Annotated in this window: 19 protein-coding genes; 7 read left to right on the forward strand and 12 right to left on the reverse strand. The window is 31.9% G+C overall.

Annotated features, from left to right (window positions below; translation table 11 throughout):
• Positions 1 to 2: 2 nt before the first annotated feature.
• From HNV08_RS06770 to HNV08_RS06800, 7 genes are all read right to left on the reverse strand, one after another.
• Positions 3 to 446, reverse strand: a complete 444-nt coding sequence (locus HNV08_RS06770; protein ID WP_173280414.1) for a hypothetical protein — start codon at positions 444 to 446, stop codon at positions 3 to 5.
• Between the two features lie 52 nt (positions 447 to 498).
• Positions 499 to 1,005 (reverse strand): hypothetical protein, encoded by a 507-nt coding sequence (locus tag HNV08_RS06775; protein ID WP_173280415.1) that lies wholly within the window; start codon positions 1,003 to 1,005, stop codon positions 499 to 501.
• Positions 1,006 to 1,078: 73 nt separating this feature from the next.
• Complete coding sequence (locus HNV08_RS06780) at positions 1,079 to 1,621, reverse strand: RNA polymerase sigma factor (protein ID WP_173280416.1); 543 nt, start codon at positions 1,619 to 1,621, stop codon at positions 1,079 to 1,081.
• A 350-nt stretch (positions 1,622 to 1,971) separates the two neighbouring features.
• Complete coding sequence (locus tag HNV08_RS06785; RefSeq protein WP_173280417.1) at positions 1,972 to 3,798, reverse strand: ABC transporter ATP-binding protein; 1,827 nt, start codon at positions 3,796 to 3,798, stop codon at positions 1,972 to 1,974.
• Between the two features lie 3 nt (positions 3,799 to 3,801).
• Positions 3,802 to 5,529 (reverse strand): phospho-sugar mutase, encoded by a 1,728-nt coding sequence (locus tag HNV08_RS06790; RefSeq protein WP_173280418.1) that lies wholly within the window; start codon positions 5,527 to 5,529, stop codon positions 3,802 to 3,804.
• A gap of 93 nt (positions 5,530 to 5,622) precedes the next feature.
• On the reverse strand, positions 5,623 to 6,573 hold the full coding sequence (locus tag HNV08_RS06795) for a glycosyltransferase family 2 protein (RefSeq protein ID WP_173280419.1): 951 nt from the start codon (positions 6,571 to 6,573) through the stop codon (positions 5,623 to 5,625).
• 53 nt (positions 6,574 to 6,626) lie between these two features.
• Positions 6,627 to 7,139, reverse strand: a complete 513-nt coding sequence (locus HNV08_RS06800) for a DUF4199 domain-containing protein (RefSeq protein WP_173280420.1) — start codon at positions 7,137 to 7,139, stop codon at positions 6,627 to 6,629.
• A 158-nt stretch (positions 7,140 to 7,297) separates the two neighbouring features.
• Here HNV08_RS06800 and HNV08_RS06805 point away from each other — a divergent pair, with 158 nt between their 5' ends.
• From HNV08_RS06805 to HNV08_RS06815, 3 genes are all read left to right on the forward strand, one after another.
• Positions 7,298 to 7,549 (forward strand): type B 50S ribosomal protein L31, encoded by a 252-nt coding sequence (locus tag HNV08_RS06805; RefSeq protein WP_173280421.1) that lies wholly within the window; start codon positions 7,298 to 7,300, stop codon positions 7,547 to 7,549.
• Between the two features lie 133 nt (positions 7,550 to 7,682).
• Positions 7,683 to 8,858 (forward strand): GlmU family protein, encoded by a 1,176-nt coding sequence (locus HNV08_RS06810; RefSeq protein ID WP_173280422.1) that lies wholly within the window; start codon positions 7,683 to 7,685, stop codon positions 8,856 to 8,858.
• Positions 8,827 to 9,780, forward strand: a complete 954-nt coding sequence (locus tag HNV08_RS06815; RefSeq protein WP_173280423.1) for a TolB family protein — start codon at positions 8,827 to 8,829, stop codon at positions 9,778 to 9,780. The genes HNV08_RS06810 and HNV08_RS06815 overlap by 32 nt, the downstream gene beginning before the upstream one ends.
• Positions 9,781 to 9,789: 9 nt before the next feature.
• On the opposite strand, the gene HNV08_RS06820 is transcribed toward HNV08_RS06815, so the two are convergent.
• The 3 genes from HNV08_RS06820 to HNV08_RS06830 are packed head-to-tail and all read right to left on the reverse strand — an operon-like array spanning position 9,790 to position 14,386.
• Complete coding sequence (locus HNV08_RS06820; protein ID WP_173280424.1) at positions 9,790 to 11,421, reverse strand: ABC transporter substrate-binding protein; 1,632 nt, start codon at positions 11,419 to 11,421, stop codon at positions 9,790 to 9,792.
• 3 nt (positions 11,422 to 11,424) lie between these two features.
• On the reverse strand, positions 11,425 to 13,218 hold the full coding sequence (locus tag HNV08_RS06825; protein ID WP_173280425.1) for a hypothetical protein: 1,794 nt from the start codon (positions 13,216 to 13,218) through the stop codon (positions 11,425 to 11,427).
• A 16-nt stretch (positions 13,219 to 13,234) separates the two neighbouring features.
• On the reverse strand, positions 13,235 to 14,386 hold the full coding sequence (locus tag HNV08_RS06830) for an ATP-binding cassette domain-containing protein (RefSeq protein WP_173280426.1): 1,152 nt from the start codon (positions 14,384 to 14,386) through the stop codon (positions 13,235 to 13,237).
• 145 nt (positions 14,387 to 14,531) lie between these two features.
• On the opposite strand from HNV08_RS06830, the gene mtaB reads away from it, so the two are divergent.
• Entirely contained in the window at positions 14,532 to 15,845 is a 1,314-nt protein-coding gene (gene mtaB / locus HNV08_RS06835; protein ID WP_173280427.1) for a tRNA (N(6)-L-threonylcarbamoyladenosine(37)-C(2))-methylthiotransferase MtaB, read from the forward strand.
• Positions 15,846 to 15,930: 85 nt separating this feature from the next.
• On the opposite strand, the gene HNV08_RS06840 is transcribed toward mtaB, so the two are convergent.
• Positions 15,931 to 16,227 (reverse strand): N-acetyltransferase, encoded by a 297-nt coding sequence (locus HNV08_RS06840; protein ID WP_173280428.1) that lies wholly within the window; start codon positions 16,225 to 16,227, stop codon positions 15,931 to 15,933.
• Between the two features lie 162 nt (positions 16,228 to 16,389).
• Here HNV08_RS06840 and HNV08_RS06845 point away from each other — a divergent pair, with 162 nt between their 5' ends.
• Genes HNV08_RS06845 through cls form a run of 3 tightly spaced genes read left to right on the forward strand, consistent with a single transcriptional unit; the run spans position 16,390 to position 19,513 of the window.
• Positions 16,390 to 17,052, forward strand: coding sequence for an alpha/beta hydrolase (locus HNV08_RS06845; RefSeq protein ID WP_173280429.1), 663 nt, complete (start codon positions 16,390 to 16,392; stop codon positions 17,050 to 17,052).
• 55 nt (positions 17,053 to 17,107) lie between these two features.
• Positions 17,108 to 18,061, forward strand: a complete 954-nt coding sequence (locus tag HNV08_RS06850; RefSeq protein WP_173280430.1) for a lytic transglycosylase domain-containing protein — start codon at positions 17,108 to 17,110, stop codon at positions 18,059 to 18,061.
• Positions 18,062 to 18,064: 3 nt separating this feature from the next.
• Positions 18,065 to 19,513 carry a cardiolipin synthase gene (gene cls, locus HNV08_RS06855; protein WP_173280431.1) on the forward strand — a complete coding sequence of 483 codons (1,449 nt, stop codon included), beginning with the start codon at positions 18,065 to 18,067 and terminating at the stop codon, positions 19,511 to 19,513.
• 83 nt (positions 19,514 to 19,596) lie between these two features.
• On the opposite strand, the gene HNV08_RS06860 is transcribed toward cls, so the two are convergent.
• Positions 19,597 to 20,175: a tetratricopeptide repeat protein gene (locus tag HNV08_RS06860; protein WP_173280432.1), complete on the reverse strand. Its 579-nt coding sequence runs from the start codon at positions 20,173 to 20,175 to the stop codon at positions 19,597 to 19,599.
• Positions 20,176 to 20,214 lie beyond the last annotated feature (39 nt).

Consider the following 20,214-nt stretch of genomic DNA (forward strand, 5'->3'; position numbering starts at 1 on the left):
GTTTATTTTTTCTTTTCCTTACTATGTCGTTTTTTGTACTCGTCAAACATTTTTTGTCTAAAAGAGCGTTCTGCCTGGTACAGTTTTATTATTTTTTTTGCTGGTAAAATTTCAAGTAATTGATTTAGTAGTTGAGATTGTAATTCTACTTTTTGTTTTTCAATTTTTTCCATTTCTAACAATAATGACTTGGCTTCACTTTCAGAAAGCTCGTCTGCTTTTTTTTCTTGGCGTCTTTTAGAAGATTGCTCTCTTAATTTAGACTTGGCATCTTCATTGGCATTATATACTGGCCAAAATTTTTGCGCTTCTGCTTCCGTGAGATCGAGTTGCTCTGTAAGGTGCGCAATTTTTAATGTTTTAAGTTTTGCTCTGTCTAAGCGTTGTGCAAATGCACTAACGGAAATAAATAGCGTTATTACTATGGTTAATAAAGTCTTATTCATTGTATTTCTATTTTCAATAATGAATTTCTATTTTTTGATACGTTCATTTAATTTAATCTAAAATAAAATCTTCTGTATCTATGTTTTCTAAATATGAGTCTAAATAATCCTCTGAAATACTAATATCAATAAAGTCAGTTTCAGAGATGTCTTCAGTTTTAAATAATGTTGCTAATTCGTCATAGCTATATTCTTCTTGGTATAGATAGTTTTCTATACTTGCAGTGTCTATGGTATTAAGGCTAAGTTCTTCCTCATTATTAAACACCAAACCAATTAATAATAATAGACTAGCAGCAATGCCTGCGACATAATAAAGGGTACGTCTAGGTTTTAATTGAATGACAGGCGTTTTTGCTTTGTCTTCAATTTTTTCTAGAATTGACGCTTCTACAGTGTCAAAGTAAGATGAAGGAACAGTGAAGCCTGGTGCTTCTATACCACTTAACGCATCACTTTTATTAATTCGACCTAAAATTTGATCGTCTATTGAATTAAAGTAATTATCAGGTGTTTTAAACCCAGATGATTTAATGTTATGTATGTGTTCTTTTTTCATTTTAAGCTGAACTTGATTCAGTACTTCTTTTTTAACTGTTTCTATATATAAGACTTCAAATTTTTAAAATGGTTTAATTTGAAGTTAAATAGGCTTCAATTTTTTTTGCTGCAATATGGTACGATGACTTTAGCGCACCTTCGCTTGTCTCTAAAATTTCAGCCATATCTTTATATTTTAAATCTTCAAAATAACGCATATTAAAAACCAACTGTTGTTTCTCTGGTAATGTCGCAATGGCTTTTTGTAATTTTAGTTGTATAGCATCACCTTCGAAATAGACGTCAGATTCTAAATTATTTATGGCTTTTGTCTGGTATTCTTCGTTCGTAATCTGTAAGCGTTTTGCGTTTTTATTAATGAGTGTTATAGATTCGTTGGTGGCAATTCTATAAATCCATGAAAACAATTGGCTATCGCCTTTAAATTTATCAATGCTGCGATAAATTTTTATAAACGTATTTTGTAGAACATCATCGGCATCATTATGGTTTTTAACAATTTTTCGGATATGCCAATATAAGCGCTCTTTATAGAGTTGTAATAATTCTCTAAAAGCGGCTTCTTTTTGAATAGGGTTTTTTAGACGCACTATAAATTCTGATTCGTCAATCAATTGATTTATTTTATGCTATTTTATGATTAGAAATAGTATTAATTAGACTTGTGAATTTACTAAAAGTTTAGGGGACTAAATATTTTAAATTTAAGTTATTTGCAAGTCGCTTATAATCAGATAGATAAAATATATTATAACGATTAAATGCAAAAATAATCGATAAAATGCATTTTTTTCTTGCTTTGTATGTTTATTTAATATATGTTTGTACCAGCTTAACCTATTAACCGTTATCAGTTCCCCAAATCTGATAACAACAGAGAAGGATGTGTTTAATTACACATCCTTTTTTCGTTTATATTTAAATATAAGTATTACTAGGTCAGTCTGTTAGTGAAGCTTGTGTATTATTCAAAGCTTTGCATTTCTACTAATTTTTTGTAGACGCCATTTTTAGAAATAAGTTCAGTATGTGTGCCTTGTTCTGCAATTTCTCCTTTTTGCATTACGACTATTTGGTCTGCATTTTGAATCGTAGAAAGACGATGCGCAATGACAATGGAGGTTCTGTTTTTCATCATATTTTCTAAAGCATCTTGTACTAATCGTTCGCTTTCTGTATCTAAAGCTGAAGTGGCTTCATCTAAAATCATAATTGGCGGATTTTTTAGTACAGCTCTTGCAATACTAAGGCGTTGTTTTTGCCCACCAGATAATTTGCCACCTGAATCGCCAATATTGGTATCAATGCCATTTGGCAAATCTTTTACAAATTCCCAAGCATTTGCTATAGTTAATGCGTCTATGATTTCTTGGTCAGTGGCATCTTCCTTACCTAATAAAAGGTTATTCTTTATGCTGTCATTAAATAGAATGGAATCTTGAGTTACTAATCCCATTAAATGGCGCAATGAGTGTTTTGTAATGTCTTTAATGTCGGTACCATCAATAGATATATGGCCTTCATTTACGTCGTAAAAACGAGTTACCAGATTGGCAATAGTACTTTTTCCGCTACCAGATTGGCCTACTAAAGCCACACTTTTGCCTTTCGGCACTTCTAATGTGAAGTTTTTAAGTACAAAATCATCTTCATACTTAAATGAGATGTTATTTAGTTTAATTTCAGAAGTGAAATCTGTTTTTACCAATGCATTTGGTTTGTCTTCAAGTATTGAAGGTGTTTCAATAATTTCTAATACACGATCTGCTGCTGCATTACCTGCTTTAACTTTATAACTGGCTTTACTAATTGCCTTAGCAGGTGTTAATATTTGGTATGCTAATGCCATATATGTTATAAACGCACCACCAGAAAGACTGTTGTCTATTAAAACCATACTGCCTCCATACCATAATAGAGCAGCTATAGTGGCTATGCCTAAAAATTCACTTGCTGGTGAAGCTAAATTTTGACGATTCATTAAGGTATTAGAGAAGTTGTAAAATCGATTTGTAGATTCTTGAAACTTATCGTTAAATCGTTTTTCTGAATTAAACCCTTTTATCACCTTAAGTCCACTTAATGTTTCTTCTAAAGTAGAAAGAAATACACCTTGTTCTGTTTGCACACGATTCGATTTTTTCTTTAAACTTTTTCCAATTCTAGAAATTATTAATCCAGCGATAGGAATAAATAGAAATACAAAAATGGTGAGTTTCATAGAGATTGTAAACATGGTTACAATGGCAAAAACTATGGTTAACGGTTCTTTTACAATCAGTTCTAATATAGCGAGCAAAGAGTTTTTAACTTCGTTGACGTCTCCAGAAATTCTAGCGATAATATCTCCTTTTTTCTTTTCAGAATAATAGGAAATCGGTAAGGTCATTACCTTATTATAAATAGAATCTCTAAGATCTTTGAGAACACCATTTCTTAAAAAAGTTATGAAAAATAAGGCTAAGTAATTAAAAATATTCTTCAGTAAAAACAGACCTATGATTAATATAATCATGTAAAGCAAGGTGCGCTGTGGCCCATCACTTGCGTTAGTTGTGGTTACAAAATAATTTAAATAATCTTCGCCATAAGATTTTAGTGCTGTAATTCCTTTATATACAGGTTTGGTGTTGAGTTGTTTAGTTTCACCAAACAATACGTTAATCATTGGCATCAATGACACCATGGCTAGCGTACTAAATAAAGCATACAGTACGTTAAAAAATATATTGAGGTAAGCATATCGTTTATAAGGAACAATAAACCTAGATAACTTTTTTATATAATCCATTCATTACAAATTCATATCCTTTAGGATAGCATCAATTCTGTTATCCAACAATTGCTCCGTTTTTTCAAAATCTGACGAATTGTCAAGATCTGTATTAACGCTGATATAGAATTTTATTTTTGGTTCAGTACCACTTGGTCGTAATGCAATTTTACTTCCGTCTTCAGTATAATAAATTAATACATTAGATTTAGGAATATCAATTGTAGTGTTTTCGTTGGTTTGAAGGTTTTTAGAAATAGATAAATCGTAGTCTTCTATTAATACCACTTTTTGGCCGTTGATCTCTTTTAATGGATTATCTCTGGCGTCAATCATCATTTGCTTAATTTCTTGAGCACCTTCAATTCCTTTTTTAGTTAATGAGATTAAACGCTCTTTAAAGAATCCATGTTCTACGTATAAATCTATTAATTCTTGGTACAATGTTTTTCCATTTGCTTTGGCCTGTGCCGCAATTTCGCATGCTAGAAGCGTTGATGTTACAGCATCTTTGTCACGTACAAAATCGCCAACCATAAATCCAAAACTTTCTTCACCACCACCAATGAAGTCCATAGTTGGAAAATCTTTAATCATTTTAGCAATCCACTTAAATCCGGTTAAGCCAATTTTACATTCTACATCATAGGCATTGGCTAACACGGTCATCATTGGTGTAGAAACAATTGTAGAACCTACAAATTGATTACCGTTGATTTTACCTGAATTTTTCCATTGTTTCAACAGAAAGTCTGTCATTAATAACATGGTTTGGTTACCGTTAAGAATAACCAATTCGTTTTCTAAATTTCGTGTTACTACACCTAAACGGTCACAATCTGGATCTGTACCAATTACAATGTCACCATCTACCTTTTGAGCCAGTTCCATTGCCATTTTTAAAGCTTCTGGTTCTTCTGGATTTGGAGAAACAACCGTTGGAAAATCGCCATTTGGTACACGTTGCTCTTCAACAATATTTACATTAGTAAACCCAGCACGTTTTAGAGTTTCTGGTATTGCGGTTATAGATGTGCCATGTAATGAGGTAAAGACGATATTTAAATTTTCTTTAGCGGCTGAAGCAGTGTCAAAACTTCCATTTTTTACTGAAGCGTCTATAAAAACATCATCTACATCTTTTCCTATATATTGAATTAAATCTGAGTTGGCTTCAAACTTAATCTCAGCATAGTCTAATTTATTAATTTCGGCAATTACACCAGCGTCTTGTGGCGGAACTAATTGCCCTCCATCTTGCCAATACACTTTATAGCCATTATATTCTGGTGGATTGTGAGATGCTGTTAATACGATGCCACAGTGACATCCTAAATGTTTTAGAGCAAAAGATAATTCTGGTGTTGCTCTAAGGTCTTCAAATAAAAATACTTTTATGCCATTGGCAGAAAACACATCTGCTACAACTTTACCAAACGTATTACTATTGTGTCTACAATCATAGGCTATAGCTACTTTTAGGTCTTCATCAGGAAATGATGTTTTTAGATAATTACTTAAACCTTGCGTGTTTTTACCTAAGGTGTATTGGTTAATTCGGTTTGTGCCTAAACCCATAATACCACGCATTCCACCAGTTCCAAATTCTAGATCTTTATAAAAACTTTCTTCTAATTCTTTGGGATTAGAAGCAATCATATCTTTAATAAGTTTTTGAGAATCTTGATCAAACGTTGGAGTCAGCCAAGCATTTACACGGTCTAAAATTTCTGGTTTAATATGTATCATGGTTGTTTAGTTTAAGATAAGTTTCATATATAGTTAAACAAAAATAAACAATTCGCAAATTGAAACCGACTAACTGACCTAAAAATCTAAGCCTTATTTTAGATTAAGGTTTTCCTTAATAAAATAGCGTTGTTGCTGACGGTTAGAGCGTAAAATAAGTTCGCCTAAAAATCCTGCAATAAATAATTGCGCACCTATAATCATTGTAGAGAGGGAAATATAGAATTGTGGACGCTCTGTAATAAGTCGACCAGTTGGGTTAAGAAATAACTTGTCTATGCCTAAATAAAAGGCAAACCCAAAGCCAATAAAAAACATGATAACGCCAAGTGCTCCAAATAAATGCATAGGCCGTTTTCCAAATCGAGATATAAACCAAATGGTAATGAGATCTAAGAACCCATTGATAAATCGATTCATGCCAAATTTGGTATGACCATATTTACGTGCTTGGTGTTTTACTACCTTTTCGCCTATGTTGACAAAGCCAGCATTTTTAGCTAAAACAGGGATGTAACGATGCATTTCGCCGTAAACATCTATATGTTTTACCACAGTATTACTGTAGGCTTTTAATCCGCAATTAAAATCATTAAGGGTAACACCAGAGGTACGTCTTGCAGCCCAATTAAATAGTTTAGATGGTAAATTTTTAGAAAAATAAGAATCAAAACGTTTCTTTTTCCAGCCAGAAACAAGTTCATATCCTTCTTCCTTTATCATTTTAAAGAGTTCTGGGATTTCTTCAGGATTATCCTGTAAATCGGCATCCATAGTAATTACGACATCGCCTTTGGCTTTTGCAAAACCAGCGTGTAAAGCTTGTGATTTTCCAAAGTTTTTTAGAAATCTAATGCCTTTTACAGCAGGATTTATATCACTAAGTTCTGTAATAATTTTCCAAGATTTATCAGTACTGCCATCATCAATAAATAAAATTTCATAAGAAAATTGATGCGATTGCATCACAGATATTATCCAGTTATGTAATTCTTTTAAAGATTCGTCTTCGTTAAGTAGTGGTATTACTACTGATATATCCATTGAGTATTGGTCTAATTACTAAAGGTCAAAAATAGAGAAAATAATTAAGGATACTAACGGTCATTTTTTAGAATTGCAGATATAATTAAAGAAACAATAAAACCAAAGAATAAACTTCCAAGCAGCATCATGGTAGCTATAAAAAACTCAGAGGTAGAAATATTGAGCATCTTAGTTGCCATTTCTAATTGCTCGCCATTCATGTTAGGGTTTTGCTGCATCATTTGGTTATAAGCTTCTTCTTTTTTTCCTAATAAAAACTCAGGCATTACGTATGCATAATGAATTGCCGCGTATATAGCAGAAATAAGTCCGCCAATTAGTGCCATAGCCATTCCTGTTTTTAAACCATCTTTAATGCTTAATACATTGGCATTTTGCTTTTTGTAAGTATTAATTCCGTAAAAAAAGATGACGATAGTCGCTATGGTACTAAGTACACTTGCAATCCAATGGCTTTCAATATTCAATACATATAAAATTACAAGACTGGCGATAGTTAAAAGCCCTAAATAGATGCCGAAATTATAAGCAATAGGTTTAATTGGTGGTTTATTTTGATCCATAATAGTGTTAATTTATTGGTTAATTAATTAGTTAGTACTCAAAGTTACATAAATGTTACATACATTTGTATAATAAAATTTAGTAAAAAAGATTGTAGGTTTGTAAAAATTACTTAAATTTGCACCTCGAAAATTGAATACAATTAAAGAATTTAGCGATGAAAGCAGGAATACATCCAGAAAATTATAGAGTAGTAGCGTTTAAAGATATGTCTAATGAAGAAGTGTTTTTAACAAAATCTACAGCAGATACAAACGAAACTATTGATGTTGATGGAACAGAATACCCATTAGTAAAATTAGAAATTTCTAGAACATCTCACCCGTTTTACACTGGTAAATCTAAGTTAGTAGATACTGCTGGTCGTATTGATAAGTTTAAAAACAAATACGCTAAGTTTAAGAAATAAACCTAGCTTACCGATAATCGAAAAAGCCTTTCTAATTAACAGAAAGGCTTTTCTGTTTTGTACATTTAAGCTACTTTTGACGTGTTAGACTACCTCATTAGTAGCACTATAAACTTAAATCTATAATTTCAATATGAACTATATTCTATTTGACGGTCCTTACAGAAATAATTTATTACCATTTACGTTTACGAGACCTGTAGCAGATATTAGAGTAGGTATTTTAACCATTCGTCAAAAATGGGAATCCTTTCTAGAATATACTACAACAACGATAACGGAAGATTATTTATCTGATAAGTTTCCTATGGTAGAGATGGAAGAAAATATTATGATTAATGCGTCTTTTCTTCCAAATCTTGAAGTTGTTGAAATTGTTAAAAATTTAAAACATAACCAAGCATTATTTAAAGATGAAGATGTTATAGCCTTCTATGCTAAAGAAGGAGAAGAGCATAAAGATTTTTCACAGTTTGAAGCGATTGAGTTACAAAGCTCAATTCTAAAAATTGAAAACACTTGGGACATATTTGCTAAAAATGGTGAAGCAATAGATGAGGATTTTAAATTAATTACCAAGGATAGAGAATCTGAACCGATACCAGATACAGTGCAAACTATAAATAGCGAGAACATTTTTATAGAAAAAGGAGCTGTTTTAAATTTTGCAACTTTAAATGCAAGTGCTGGTCCAATTTATATTGGTAGAGATTCAGAAATTATGGAAGGCGCTATGGTTAGAGGACCTTTAGCACTCTGTGATCATGCTACTTTAAAATTAGGAGCAAAAGTGTATGGTCCTACAACTGTTGGTCCACACAGTAAAGTAGGCGGTGAGGTTAGTAATTCTGTGATTTTCGGCTATTCTAATAAAGGTCATGATGGGTTTTTAGGCAACTCTGTTTTAGGTGAATGGTGTAATTTAGGTGCAGATACAAACAACAGTAATTTAAAAAACAATTATGCAGAGGTAAGACTTTGGAATTATGAAACCGAAGGTTTTGCAAAAACCGGATTACAATTTTGTGGACTAATGATGGGAGACCACAGTAAATGTGGAATTAATACCATGTTTAATACTGGTACGGTTGTTGGTGTAAGTTCTAATATCTTTGGAAGTGGTTTTCCACGTAATTTTGTTCCAAGTTTTTCTTGGGGCGGAAACAGTGGTTTTGTAACCTATAAAACCCAAAAAGTATTTGAAGTCGCTAAAGTAGTAATGTCTAGAAGATCTATTGAATTTACAGAGCAAGACAAGGCTATTTTAGAGCATGTATATGAAGAAACAAAACAATATAGAAGAGAATAATATGAAATTAAAACCCAAATTAAACCTACTTTTTTTATTTATTGTAACATTTGGTTTTGCTCAAGATGTTGAAGTTAAAAAACTTAAAATAAATAATAAACTCGATCATTTCGCAGCGAGAGTCGTAAAAGATAAAGTGTATTTTAGTTCTAATCTTACCAGAAAAAATGGACGTGTTATTTTAGATAAATTTTCTCAAACACTTTATGGTATTTATGAAGGTGTTGTAGCAGAAGATGGTGAAATAGAAGATGCACAACTTGTAAAAAGAAAAGAAGTAGGTATGCACAATATGACAGCTGCAACCTATTCTAAAGATGGAAAATACATGTATTTTACATCTAACCAAACTGAAGCTGGCGATAATAAATTACAAGGAAAAAACACTTTTAACCTCTTAATCCAACGTGCAGAGTACGAAGAGGGTAAAGGCTGGACCAATTTTACAACGCTGCCATTTTGCGATAAAAATTTCAACTATTTGCATCCTGCTTTAAGTCCTGATGGTAATACATTATATTTTGTATCTACTATAAAGGGCACAAAAGGAAAATCTGATTTATATAAAGTGTCGGTAACTGATCATGAAACGTATGGCGAAATCACTAAACTTAGTGAAGACATTAATTCATCAAGAACTGAAATTTATCCTTTTGTGAGTGCTGATAACAAACTTTATTTTTCTTCAGACAGACGAGGTGGTATTGGTGGTTTAGATATATACTGCTATGATTTAAATTCTTCAAATTTAATGAAACCTGTATTGCTTTTAGAAGAACCTATTAATAGTAAAGGTGATGATTTTTCATTCTTTCTAAACGAAGATTTATCTACAGGTTATGTGTCTTCAAGACGATTAAAAGGTGAAGGTGGAGATGATTTGTATTACTTTAAAAATTTTGAAATAGAGGATGGTAAGTAATTCGTAAATTTAATTTTTCGTTTTTTTTACGGATTTTAATTCTAATAAATTATTAGGATTTATACCTAAGCCTGTGATGTTTTTTTGAGTAAATCTCACGACTTCATCATAGAATAAAGGTACAATTGGAGCGGCTTCCATGATTAAGGAATCCATTTTGGTATATAATTGTGCTCGTGCCTCTGGCTGAGTTTCTAAGTATGAAGCTTCATACATTTTGTCAAATACTTCGTTTTTAAAATGCGTATAGTTTGGACCAAAAGGCGCAAAGTTTTTGCTATAATATAAACTCAAGTAATTTTCAGCATCAGGATAATCTGCAATCCAACTGGCTCTAAAAAAATCAACCTGTCCATTTGCTTTAGCATCTTTTAAGCTTGATGGCGGAATGACATCTACATTTACCAGTAAGCCCGTTTTTTGTAATTCGCGTTGAATAAATTCGCAAAAACTTAAATAATTACTGGTTGTTGTTAGTGTGATTTCTGGGTTTTTTATGCCTGTTTCGTTTATAAATTCTGAAACTAATTGTTTCGCTAATTCTGGTTGATAAGTGAAACCAATGGAAGGATCAAAACCAGGTAAACCTTTAGGGATAAAACCGCCATTAGCAGGTATGCCTATACCGTTTCTTAAATAAGTCATCATTTTAGTACGATCAAAACCTACATTAATTGCTTTTCTCAGTTTTAAAGCTTGAATACTTTTTACGTCTGTTTCCATATAGAAAGCCAAATATTCCGTATTGAGGTATGGACCACGTATCATTTTTACGTCCTTCGCATAGTGTGATTTTAGTTTCCCTTGAGAGGTAAGTATTTCATCTTTATATGAGCCATCTAATCCCGACACAAAATCAATATTACCTTGCGCAAATTGAAGAAATTCACTCTGTTTATCTGGTAAAAAGGTAATTGCAATGGCTTCTAAGTATGGTAGATTTTGACCTAAGGAATCGGTTTCGAAATAATGATTGTTTTTTCTAAAAACGAGTTTCAGGTTTTCTTCCCAACGCTTAAATTTAAATGGTCCTGTCCCTATTGGGTTTGATCTAAAGTCATTGCCAAAATGCGTTACAATTTCTTTAGGAACCACAGAGCAATATTTCATGGTTAATAACCCTAAAAATGCTGGAAACGGTTGTTTTAATTTCACCTGAAAAATCGAATCATTTAAGGCCGTATAAGCTTTAACCTTATTTAAAACCCAACTTCCTGGTGATGCCACATTTTTATCTTGTAATCTGCTGAAGCTGTATTCAAAATCTGATGCATTTACACGCCTAGTAGAATCACTATTAAAAAAATGATGCTTATGGAAATAGACGTCATTTCTAAGCGTAAATGTGTAGGTGGTGGCACTATCAGTAATGGTCCAGTTTTTTGCAATACAAGGTTTTACATTTAACTGATGGTCCATTTGTACTAAACCGTTAAATAACTGGTGTGTAGCCCAAATATCTGCCAAATCTTTTGAAAACGCAGGATCTAGTGACCCAATGTTTTTATGCTCGTTGTACCGAAATACAAGATGATCCTTGTTAATTTTAGTATTATTTGTACACGAACAAACCACTATAAAAAAAGGAATACATAGTATTTTAAAAAAAGATGCACTAAAAAAATGAATTGCCTGCGTCATAATCTATCCTTCAGAAAGTGCCTTCCACTTTTTTATTGAATTCGTAAAAAAGAATAAAAATAGCAAGGCGCCAAAGAAAAATACAAAACTCCAATTGACATCAAACCAATCGAATATTGTATCACATTGATAACCAGATTGGTAATAATCTTTGCGTTCTCTACAGGCATCTTCTTGATGCGTTGCTATTGTTCCTATAATTAATAATAAGTACAACGGAAAACCAATTATAGAAATGTTTACACAAATACCAACTATTATTTTGCGTATACGATCTGAATATAAGATAGGGATTGCTAAAATGATAGTGCTAAGAATTAATGAAAAATATAATAATGTGTAGCTAATTGTATCTTCTATAGACGTCAGTACATAAGATAAAACAGTGCCTAGTAAAGCAATAATTAAGGCAATAATACCAACGGTTATTACAGAAAACAGTAACGGTTTAAGACCTGTAGTTCTAAACATAAAAATAATACAAGAAAAGAAAAAGGCAAACCACATAAAGAAATGAATACTATCTGCAAATGGTGTGGATGCTTTTATGTCTTCTATATTTTCAAAGGTATTTTTTAATGCTGCGTTTTGATAGAACAAAGGGGTAACTCTTTCGCTGTAAAATTGTTCGAGCTTAGTTTGTTCATATATAAATTCTGAATTAAAATATGGGTCTTTTGGTTCTGTTCTAATAAAGTGTTTAACTTCAAAAGTATCAGGATGGTAAACTAAATCCGTCCATTTTTTTGCTGTTAAGTTGTGCGGTATTTTGTAGGTGTCAGAAATTTTTAAAAAGTCATCAATTAAAGTAGTGATTTCAGCTTTGTCATTTCGGTCTAAAAGTTCAGCGTTTTTTTTGTTTCTGTAAAAATCTCTCAATGTAAATACACGATCGTCATAAGAATTGTACTCATAATCAATATATACATTAGAATTGTATGTGTAGTCTTTAAAGTGATGGTCAATTAAAGTGTCGTTTTTGGCTATATAAAAGGTAGAAGAAGCATTGTAATAACTTGGGTTAATTGTTTTTAAATAAGGTTTAATATTCACTACTGAATCTTTAAAATATAAAACAACAGTACTGTCTAATTCCTTTGTATAAATAGGAGTAATTAATGTCGTATCTTCTATTGTATTGTAAGAATTATAAACCTGGTATTCGTCTATTGATATTTCTTTTGTACTTAAATTAAAAAATTGATACTTCTCTCCAGCGAATTCTTCAAAGGGTAAACGCTCGTCAATAAAATCAGCTGTTGTTTCGCAATACAAATCGAAAAATAGTTGAGGATAATTACGACGATTAATTGTATAATCGTTAACGTTTTCAGAAAAGAACATGGCGACATCATTGGCAATGCCAATTTCTTTAGATATCTGCGCGTCTGGATATTTAAACGCTATGTATGATTTTACTCCAAAATTATACGATAAGAAAAAGGTACTACAACTATATATGATAATTATATAGCTGATAAATTGACCATATAGTTTTAAATTAGATGTTGGGTAGAAATTTTTAAACCCATTGTTTTTAAACATATAAATGAGCCAACCTACTAGCAGCAGAATGGAAACCATGGTGGTAAAATAGACAGCTCCATTTTTAAAAAAGACGTCTTTTACATTGTGTTCATGTAGAATTTCTGGATTGGTAAGGGTCAGAAATCCAACAACAAAAAATAGTAAGTGTAGCAAAAAGGCACTTAATAGCATCCAAACTAACCGCGTATTCCAAATGGTAGGATAACGTTCTAGTAAATATTGGTTGGTTTTATGTATAAATTTTTTCATAAGTAAATTCTAGTATTTAAGAAACAAAAAAACGACGGGTTGAGGCGGTTATATTTCTAGTATAGGTAACTTCAATGTTATGCTTTCCTAAGGCTTCAAGCACAGAAGAAAAACTGGTAGTGTTATGAAAATAGGCTACGTAAATTCCGCCATTAAAGATTAATTTTTCAAGATTTAAGTCTTTAAATACATTAAGTAACGCTTGGCGTTCTGCAGTACTATCTAATTCTACAATTAATTGATTGCTTTCCGCCTTGTTTGAAGTTTTATTGTCTTTGTATTTTCCATCTTTCAGATATATTACTTTATCTGAAATCTTTTCAACTTCATATAATTGTTGAGAACTAAGAATCAATGCAATTGGGTTATTGAGAGAATTACACATAGATTTTAAATCTTCTAAAATCACTTGCTGTGCTAAAACGTCTAAATTAGCCAAAGGCTCATCTAGTAAAAGTAACTCAGGCTGTCTAAGTAAGGTTCTGGCCAATTCAAAACGCATTTTGTAGCCAGAAGATAATTCATTCCACTTTAAATGTTTATAATTCCATAACCCAAAACGAGCGATCATCATAAGCACTCTAGTTTCGTTTTCTTCTGGAGAAATACCATAGTTAGACAAAACAAATTTTAGATTGTCTTTTAAGCTACCATACCACTTTTGCGTGCGCTGCGGTATGTAGACTAAGTTAGTTCTTAGGTCGTAGTTTGAGTTGTAAGAGGTGTCAAAATTAAAATCTAAAGAACCTGTATTGTGCTTTATTTCTTTGGCTAATATGCGAAGTAAGGTTGTTTTACCATTTCCGTTTTCACCAACCAAACCATAAACTTCTCCTTTGTTGATATCTACAGAAATAGGACCTAGCTGAAATCGGTTTGTACCATAACTTTTGGTTAAAGCTTTACCAGAAACTACAGGTATATCAGTAGCGTATACTGTAATTGGGAGTTGAGATGCACGCTCTAGAATAGCTAATGATTTTTCGATAAATTCAGAGGTCTTATCAGGATTATTTTCTTTCCATTCTGTTAAATCAATAACAGCGCGATACAAGTCTAAGTCTTGGGTGTCAATAACACAATCCATTAGTTTACGATAGCCAAGATCGGTATCATTATTTTTATAAAATGAAATAACTTCGCTAATTCGATTTTTGGCTTTAGACATATACTAAGTATTTAATGATTTTAACGTTAGTGCTGTCTATTTGATTGCAAGACCACTAACATTTACGTAAATTTGCGCACTTAAATTTTTGCAATAAGTAAATATAAATTAAAAAGAGCCTGAAACAAATTTAGGACGACAAAAAATGGAATCAAAAAAAGTAGCTTTTTATACCTTAGGCTGTAAACTTAATTTTTCTGAAACTTCGACTATAGCAAGAAGTTTTTCGGATGAAGGATTTTATCGTGTAGACTTTAAGGAAAAAGCAGATATTTATGTAATTAATACCTGTTCAGTTACAGAAAATGCAGATAAGCGATTTAAATCTATTGTAAAACAGGCGCAAAAGAATAATCCAGAAGCATTTGTTGCGGCTATTGGTTGCTATGCCCAATTAAAACCAGAAGAATTGGCAGATGTCCATGGTGTAGATTTAGTTTTAGGTGCTACTGAAAAATTTAAGATTACAGATTATCTAAATGATCTAACAAAAAATGATTTTGGAGAAGTCCATTCTTGTGAAATTGAAGAGGCAGATTTTTATGTTGGGAGTTATTCTATAGGTGACAGAACAAGAGCTTTTTTAAAAGTGCAAGATGGTTGCGACTATAAATGTACCTATTGTACAATTCCCTTGGCAAGAGGCATATCGCGTAGTGATACGATGAGTAATGTTTTAAAGAATGCAAAAGAAATCTCAGAACAAGGCATTAGAGAAATTGTATTAACAGGTGTAAATATTGGCGACTACGGTAAAGGAGAGTTTGGGAATAAAAAACACGAACATACTTTTTTAGATTTAGTCACTGAACTCGATAAGGTAAAAGGCATAGAGCGGCTAAGAATATCATCTATAGAGCCCAATTTACTTAAAAATGAAACGATTGATTTAGTGTCTAAATCGAGAGCATTTGTACCACATTTTCATGTGCCATTACAAAGTGGCAGCAACGATATTTTGAAAAAGATGAAACGGCGTTACATGAAAGAATTGTACGTAGATCGCGTTGCTAAAATAAAAGAAGTTATGCCACATGCATGTATTGGTGTGGATGTTATTGTTGGTTTTCCGGGAGAAACAGATGAGCATTTTTTAGAAACCTATAACTTTTTAAGCGAGCTCGATATATCGTATCTGCATGTGTTTACTTATTCAGAACGCGATAATACTGAAGCAGCAACTATGGAAGGTGTGGTGTATAAAAATGTAAGAGCAAAACGCAGTAAAATGCTAAGAGGTTTATCTGCAAAAAAGCGTCGTGCATTCTACGAAAAACAACTAGAAACGGAACGCACGGTTTTATTTGAAGGCGAAAATAAGGAAGGTTATATCCATGGTTTTACAGAGAATTATGTTAAAGTAAAATCGCCTTGGAATCCAGAATTAGTAAATACCTTACATAAAGTTAAACTCAAAAAAATTGATGAAGATGGTTTGGTTAGGTTTGAGTTTTTATAAATCGAACTCCTCAAGTTTACTTTGATAAATAAAAAAAATCCGAAACTGTTTAGTTTCGGATTTTTTAGTTGTTATGTTTTTGAAATTATATGCGAATTCCTACTGGTAACATGCGCTTATATTTTCTATTTCGTCTTACAAATTTTGCGATTTCAGGACTGGTTGGCACTACACTAATGTTTCTTTCTTTAATGTTAGCGAATACAAGGTCTATAAAATCTAATTCAAATTCATCTGTTCTTATGGCATCAGGAATAATCATTTTTGTTAAGAAGATCTTACGTTCTTGTAATGAATATTCAATAATGGCCATGTCGTTTTCAACCTTTAATTCAAATTGACGAAGAAAATCATTGTCAATCAATTCAGCAGTTTCTGTCATAATTTCTTTAATTTAAGATTAGCGGTTGGCGTGTAGATACTATAAAATTATATAGTTTTGCTTTGCAAAGGTACAAAAAATCAACGAAAGTAATTAATTGTAGTTGTTAAAACCTTAAATTGTAAATAATTAGGACGTCCCATTTAAATTATTTTAAGACCTATGGATCCCAAAATCACACATGTATATTTAATGCCAGGCATGGCTGCAAACCCATTGATATTTGAATATATTAAATTGCCAGAGGACCAGTTTAAGATACACTGGTTAGAATGGCAAATTCCTAATAAAAGCGAGACGCTTCAGGCCTATGCACAACGCATGTGTACGTTTATAAAGCATGATAATGTTGTGTTGCTCGGTGTTTCTTTTGGTGGCATATTAGTGCAAGAAATGAGTAAGTTTATAAGCGTAAAAAAATTGTTTGTTGTGTCTAGCGTAAAATCACATTATGAACTGCCAAAACGATTAAAATTACTTAAAGTTACAAAAGCGTATAATTTTTTACCGACACAATTAGTTAGTAATATAGATTTATTAGCAAAGTATGCGTTTGGTGAAACCATTAAAAAACGTGTAGATTTATATAAGAAGTACCTTTCTGTTAATGATAAAACTTATCTCGATTGGTCAATAAAACAAGTGGTATGTTGGGATCAAGAAGAAGCGCATCCAGATGCGATATATATTCATGGAAGTAAGGATGCTGTTTTTCCGAATTCGTGTGTAGGAAATTCTATCATTATAGAAGGTGGTTCTCATATAATGATTATTAATAAGTATAAATGGTTTAACGAAAATTTACCAAAACTAATTAATCATTGAATTTGAATGTTGCTTATAGATTGATTACATTTATAAATTAGAAAAAAGAATACTTATGAAAGTCTTAAAAAATATATTAGCGTTAATAGGAGTTGTTTGTATATCTGGCTTATTTATTTTTGCAATGCAAAAATCTCCGGATGAAAAAGCACCATCAGATTACCAATTAGGTAAGGAAGATCCTATCGTTAATAATTATAACGTATATGCCTTAGAAATGCCAGAAAACTTAAACTTTGCTGGTGAACCTGTACCTGTAGAAAATCCAGATATTTATGAGCGTATGGACCGTGAATTGTTGGTGAATACCTATTGGCAGTCTAATGGACTTTTAATGTTTAAGCGTGCTCAAAAGTATTTTCCAATTATAGAGCCAATACTCGAAAAAAATGGTATTCCAGATGATTTTAAATATTTGGCAGTCATAGAAAGTGGATTAGTTCAAACCGCGAAATCGCCAGCTGGTGCAAGTGGTGTTTGGCAAATTATGAAAGCAACAGGTAGAGAAAACGGCTTAGAAGTTAATGACAACGTCGATGAGCGTTATAACATAGAAAAAGCAACAGAAGTAGCTTGTGATTATTTAAAGAAAGCTAAAGCAAATTTAGGGTCTTGGACCAAAGCAGCTGCGGCATATAATGCTGGTAATTATGGTGTTTCTAAACGCTTAAAGGCTCAAGATGTGACGAGTTACTACGATTTATTGTTAGGAGAAGAAACGGGTCGTTATGTCTTTAGAATTGTAGCATTGAAAGAAATTCTATCTCATCCTGATAAATATGGATTTAATTTTAATAAGTCGCATTTATATAAGGAAGTGCCAACCTATAAAATAGAAGTGGATACAGCAGTTACTGATTTTGCAAAATTTGCGAAACGTTTTGGTATAAATTACAAGATTTTAAAACTGCATAATCCTTGGTTAAGAGAGGCGCATTTAAATAATAAATCTCGTAAATCTTATTTAATAGAAATACCAAAAGAAGGTTATTATACCGTTCAGCCATAATTATTGGAATTTGTTAGAAACCATATCTGGCAAATACTCATTGTATTAAATTATACTATTGCGCTTTCTGCGGTAGTGACCATATTGTTAAAAAAAGTAAACCCAACCAAAGCGCTAAGCTATATTATTGGGTTACTTGCTTTCCCCTTTATTGGCTTAATTGTTTATTATCTTTTTGGACAAGAATACCGTAAAACAAAAATCTTTAATAGAAAACGTGTATTAAATCAGTCTACGATACAAAAGATTCAAAAGCAACTAGAGCTTAATACAAAACAAATTAATGCTGTAGATGATTTGTTAGATCAAAAGTCTAAACTCATCCCATTATTGTACAATAATGAAAAATCTAGACTTACCATAAATAATGATGTAAAGCTCATTAAAAATGGCGATGAAAAGTTTAGATTGCTTATTGATGATCTTAAAGCAGCCGAGCATCATATCCATCTCGAATATTTTGTAATTAAAGATGATGAAATAGGAACACAAGTACTCAATCTTTTGTGTGAAAAAGCTCAAGAAGGTCTAGAAATTAGAATTGTTATTGATGATGTTGGTAGTTCCATTTCGTCATCCATGAAACGTAAGTTAATAGCTTGCAATGTAGAGATGTTTGCTTTTATGCCTGTATTATTTACAAAATTTACGGGTCAGATGAATTATAGAGATCACAGAAAAATTATTGTAATAGATGGAAAAATAGGTTATGTTGGAGGTGTTAATATATCTGATACTTATGTAAATGCTAATAATAACAGATACTGGCGAGACACGCATATACGTGTTGTTGGCGAAGCTGTTAAACAATTACAAATCCTATTTTTTACGACTTGGGATTTTGTAAATGATAAACCTGTTGAAATCTCTAAGGCCTATTTTCCAAATCATAATTGTAAGCAAAATGTACCTATACAAATAGCAGCGAGCGGACCAGATACAGATTGGTCTAATATAATGGAGGCTATCTTTGTTGGAATTACTAATGCCGAAGATCACATTTATATTACAACGCCTTATTTTATTCCTAATAGTGAAATTGTGACAGCACTCATTGTTGCCGCCCGAAGTAATATTGCTGTTAAAGTTATTGTGCCTAAAACGTCCGATTCTTGGATAGCAGAATATGCAACAAATTCGTATTTAGAATTACTTTTAGAAGCAGGTGTAGACGTTTATCAATATACTAAAGGTTTTATACACGCTAAAACTATGGTTGTAGATGGTGTGTTTAGTACAGTGGGAACAACCAATATGGATTATAGAAGTTTTAATATTAATTTTGAAGTTAATGCTCTGATCTATGATAAAGCCATCAGTAAAGCACTGACCAATTATTTTAATATAGATCTAAAAGATTGTGAGCGGCTAGAATTAATAACCTGGCAAAGCCGCTCAAAAAAAACAAAGTTGATTGAAGCCACTGCACGTTTAATGGCACCTTTATTATAGTAGATTATAAAAAGTATATGTAAAATAAAAGGCTCAAACATTTTTTGTTTGAGCCTTTTTTATTGTAAAATGAAAAACGAAATTTATCGTCTACTTCTACGATTTTGTCTCGCAGATGTTGGTTGACCATATTGCTGTTTAGGAATTACAGCCTTTTTCATTTGTTGTTTCATCATTTTAATTTGCTCAGCAAGCATGTCTCTTTTATCTAGTTTTTCGGCTTCTGCCAATAATTTTTGAGCTTCTTGTTTTCTGCGTTTAGAAAACGCAATACCAGCTAAGTTTAATTTTGCCATAGCTAAATCATGATCCATAGATAAACCTAAATTGATTGCTTTTTTAAAATAACCTTCAGCTTCGTTCATATTGGTTTGAGAAACCATGATACCATTTAAGTAATTTAAATAGCCTTGTTGTTTTTTTACTAAAGCTGCTTCAGGATTCTTTATTTTATCTAGCCATTTTTTTGCGCCAGCAAAATCTTGCTTTCTTAATTTTAAAAAAGCGAGCAGTATCATTTCATTTTTAAAGTATAGGAAAATAAAAATGGTGGACAATAGTATATACATTATGCCATTACCAATATAACCTTCAGTAAACTGATAGATCCCAAATCCTATGATTAATGCTGCAATTACTAGTTTAATATTTTTATGAAACATGTTTATTGTTTTTTGCGGAGCGCAAAGGTAATAAAAATC

It is taken from the genome of Winogradskyella eckloniae (assembly GCF_013249045.1).
Lineage (GTDB): Bacteria > Bacteroidota > Bacteroidia > Flavobacteriales > Flavobacteriaceae > Winogradskyella > Winogradskyella eckloniae.

What these genes read in the sequence shown, in the direction of transcription:
- HNV08_RS06770 (WP_173280414.1), bottom strand. Translation starts at nt 446, where the DNA reads ATGAATAAGACTTTATTAACCATAGTAATAACGCTATTTATTTCCGTT.
- HNV08_RS06775 (WP_173280415.1), bottom strand. Translation starts at nt 1,005, where the DNA reads ATGAAAAAAGAACACATACATAACATTAAATCATCTGGGTTTAAAACA.
- HNV08_RS06785 (WP_173280417.1), bottom strand. Translation starts at nt 3,798, where the DNA reads ATGGATTATATAAAAAAGTTATCTAGGTTTATTGTTCCTTATAAACGA.
- HNV08_RS06790 (WP_173280418.1), bottom strand. Translation starts at nt 5,529, where the DNA reads ATGATACATATTAAACCAGAAATTTTAGACCGTGTAAATGCTTGGCTG.
- HNV08_RS06795 (WP_173280419.1), bottom strand. Translation starts at nt 6,573, where the DNA reads ATGGATATATCAGTAGTAATACCACTACTTAACGAAGACGAATCTTTA.
- HNV08_RS06800 (WP_173280420.1), bottom strand. Translation starts at nt 7,139, where the DNA reads ATGGATCAAAATAAACCACCAATTAAACCTATTGCTTATAATTTCGGC.
- HNV08_RS06805 (WP_173280421.1), top strand. Translation starts at nt 7,298, where the DNA reads ATGAAAGCAGGAATACATCCAGAAAATTATAGAGTAGTAGCGTTTAAA.
- HNV08_RS06810 (WP_173280422.1), top strand. Translation starts at nt 7,683, where the DNA reads ATGAACTATATTCTATTTGACGGTCCTTACAGAAATAATTTATTACCA.
- HNV08_RS06815 (WP_173280423.1), top strand. Translation starts at nt 8,827, where the DNA reads ATGAAGAAACAAAACAATATAGAAGAGAATAATATGAAATTAAAACCC.
- HNV08_RS06820 (WP_173280424.1), bottom strand. Translation starts at nt 11,421, where the DNA reads ATGACGCAGGCAATTCATTTTTTTAGTGCATCTTTTTTTAAAATACTA.
- HNV08_RS06825 (WP_173280425.1), bottom strand. Translation starts at nt 13,218, where the DNA reads ATGAAAAAATTTATACATAAAACCAACCAATATTTACTAGAACGTTAT.
- HNV08_RS06830 (WP_173280426.1), bottom strand. Translation starts at nt 14,386, where the DNA reads ATGTCTAAAGCCAAAAATCGAATTAGCGAAGTTATTTCATTTTATAAA.
- mtaB (WP_173280427.1), top strand. Translation starts at nt 14,532, where the DNA reads ATGGAATCAAAAAAAGTAGCTTTTTATACCTTAGGCTGTAAACTTAAT.
- HNV08_RS06840 (WP_173280428.1), bottom strand. Translation starts at nt 16,227, where the DNA reads ATGACAGAAACTGCTGAATTGATTGACAATGATTTTCTTCGTCAATTT.
- HNV08_RS06845 (WP_173280429.1), top strand. Translation starts at nt 16,390, where the DNA reads ATGGATCCCAAAATCACACATGTATATTTAATGCCAGGCATGGCTGCA.
- HNV08_RS06850 (WP_173280430.1), top strand. Translation starts at nt 17,108, where the DNA reads ATGAAAGTCTTAAAAAATATATTAGCGTTAATAGGAGTTGTTTGTATA.
- HNV08_RS06860 (WP_173280432.1), bottom strand. Translation starts at nt 20,175, where the DNA reads ATGTTTCATAAAAATATTAAACTAGTAATTGCAGCATTAATCATAGGA.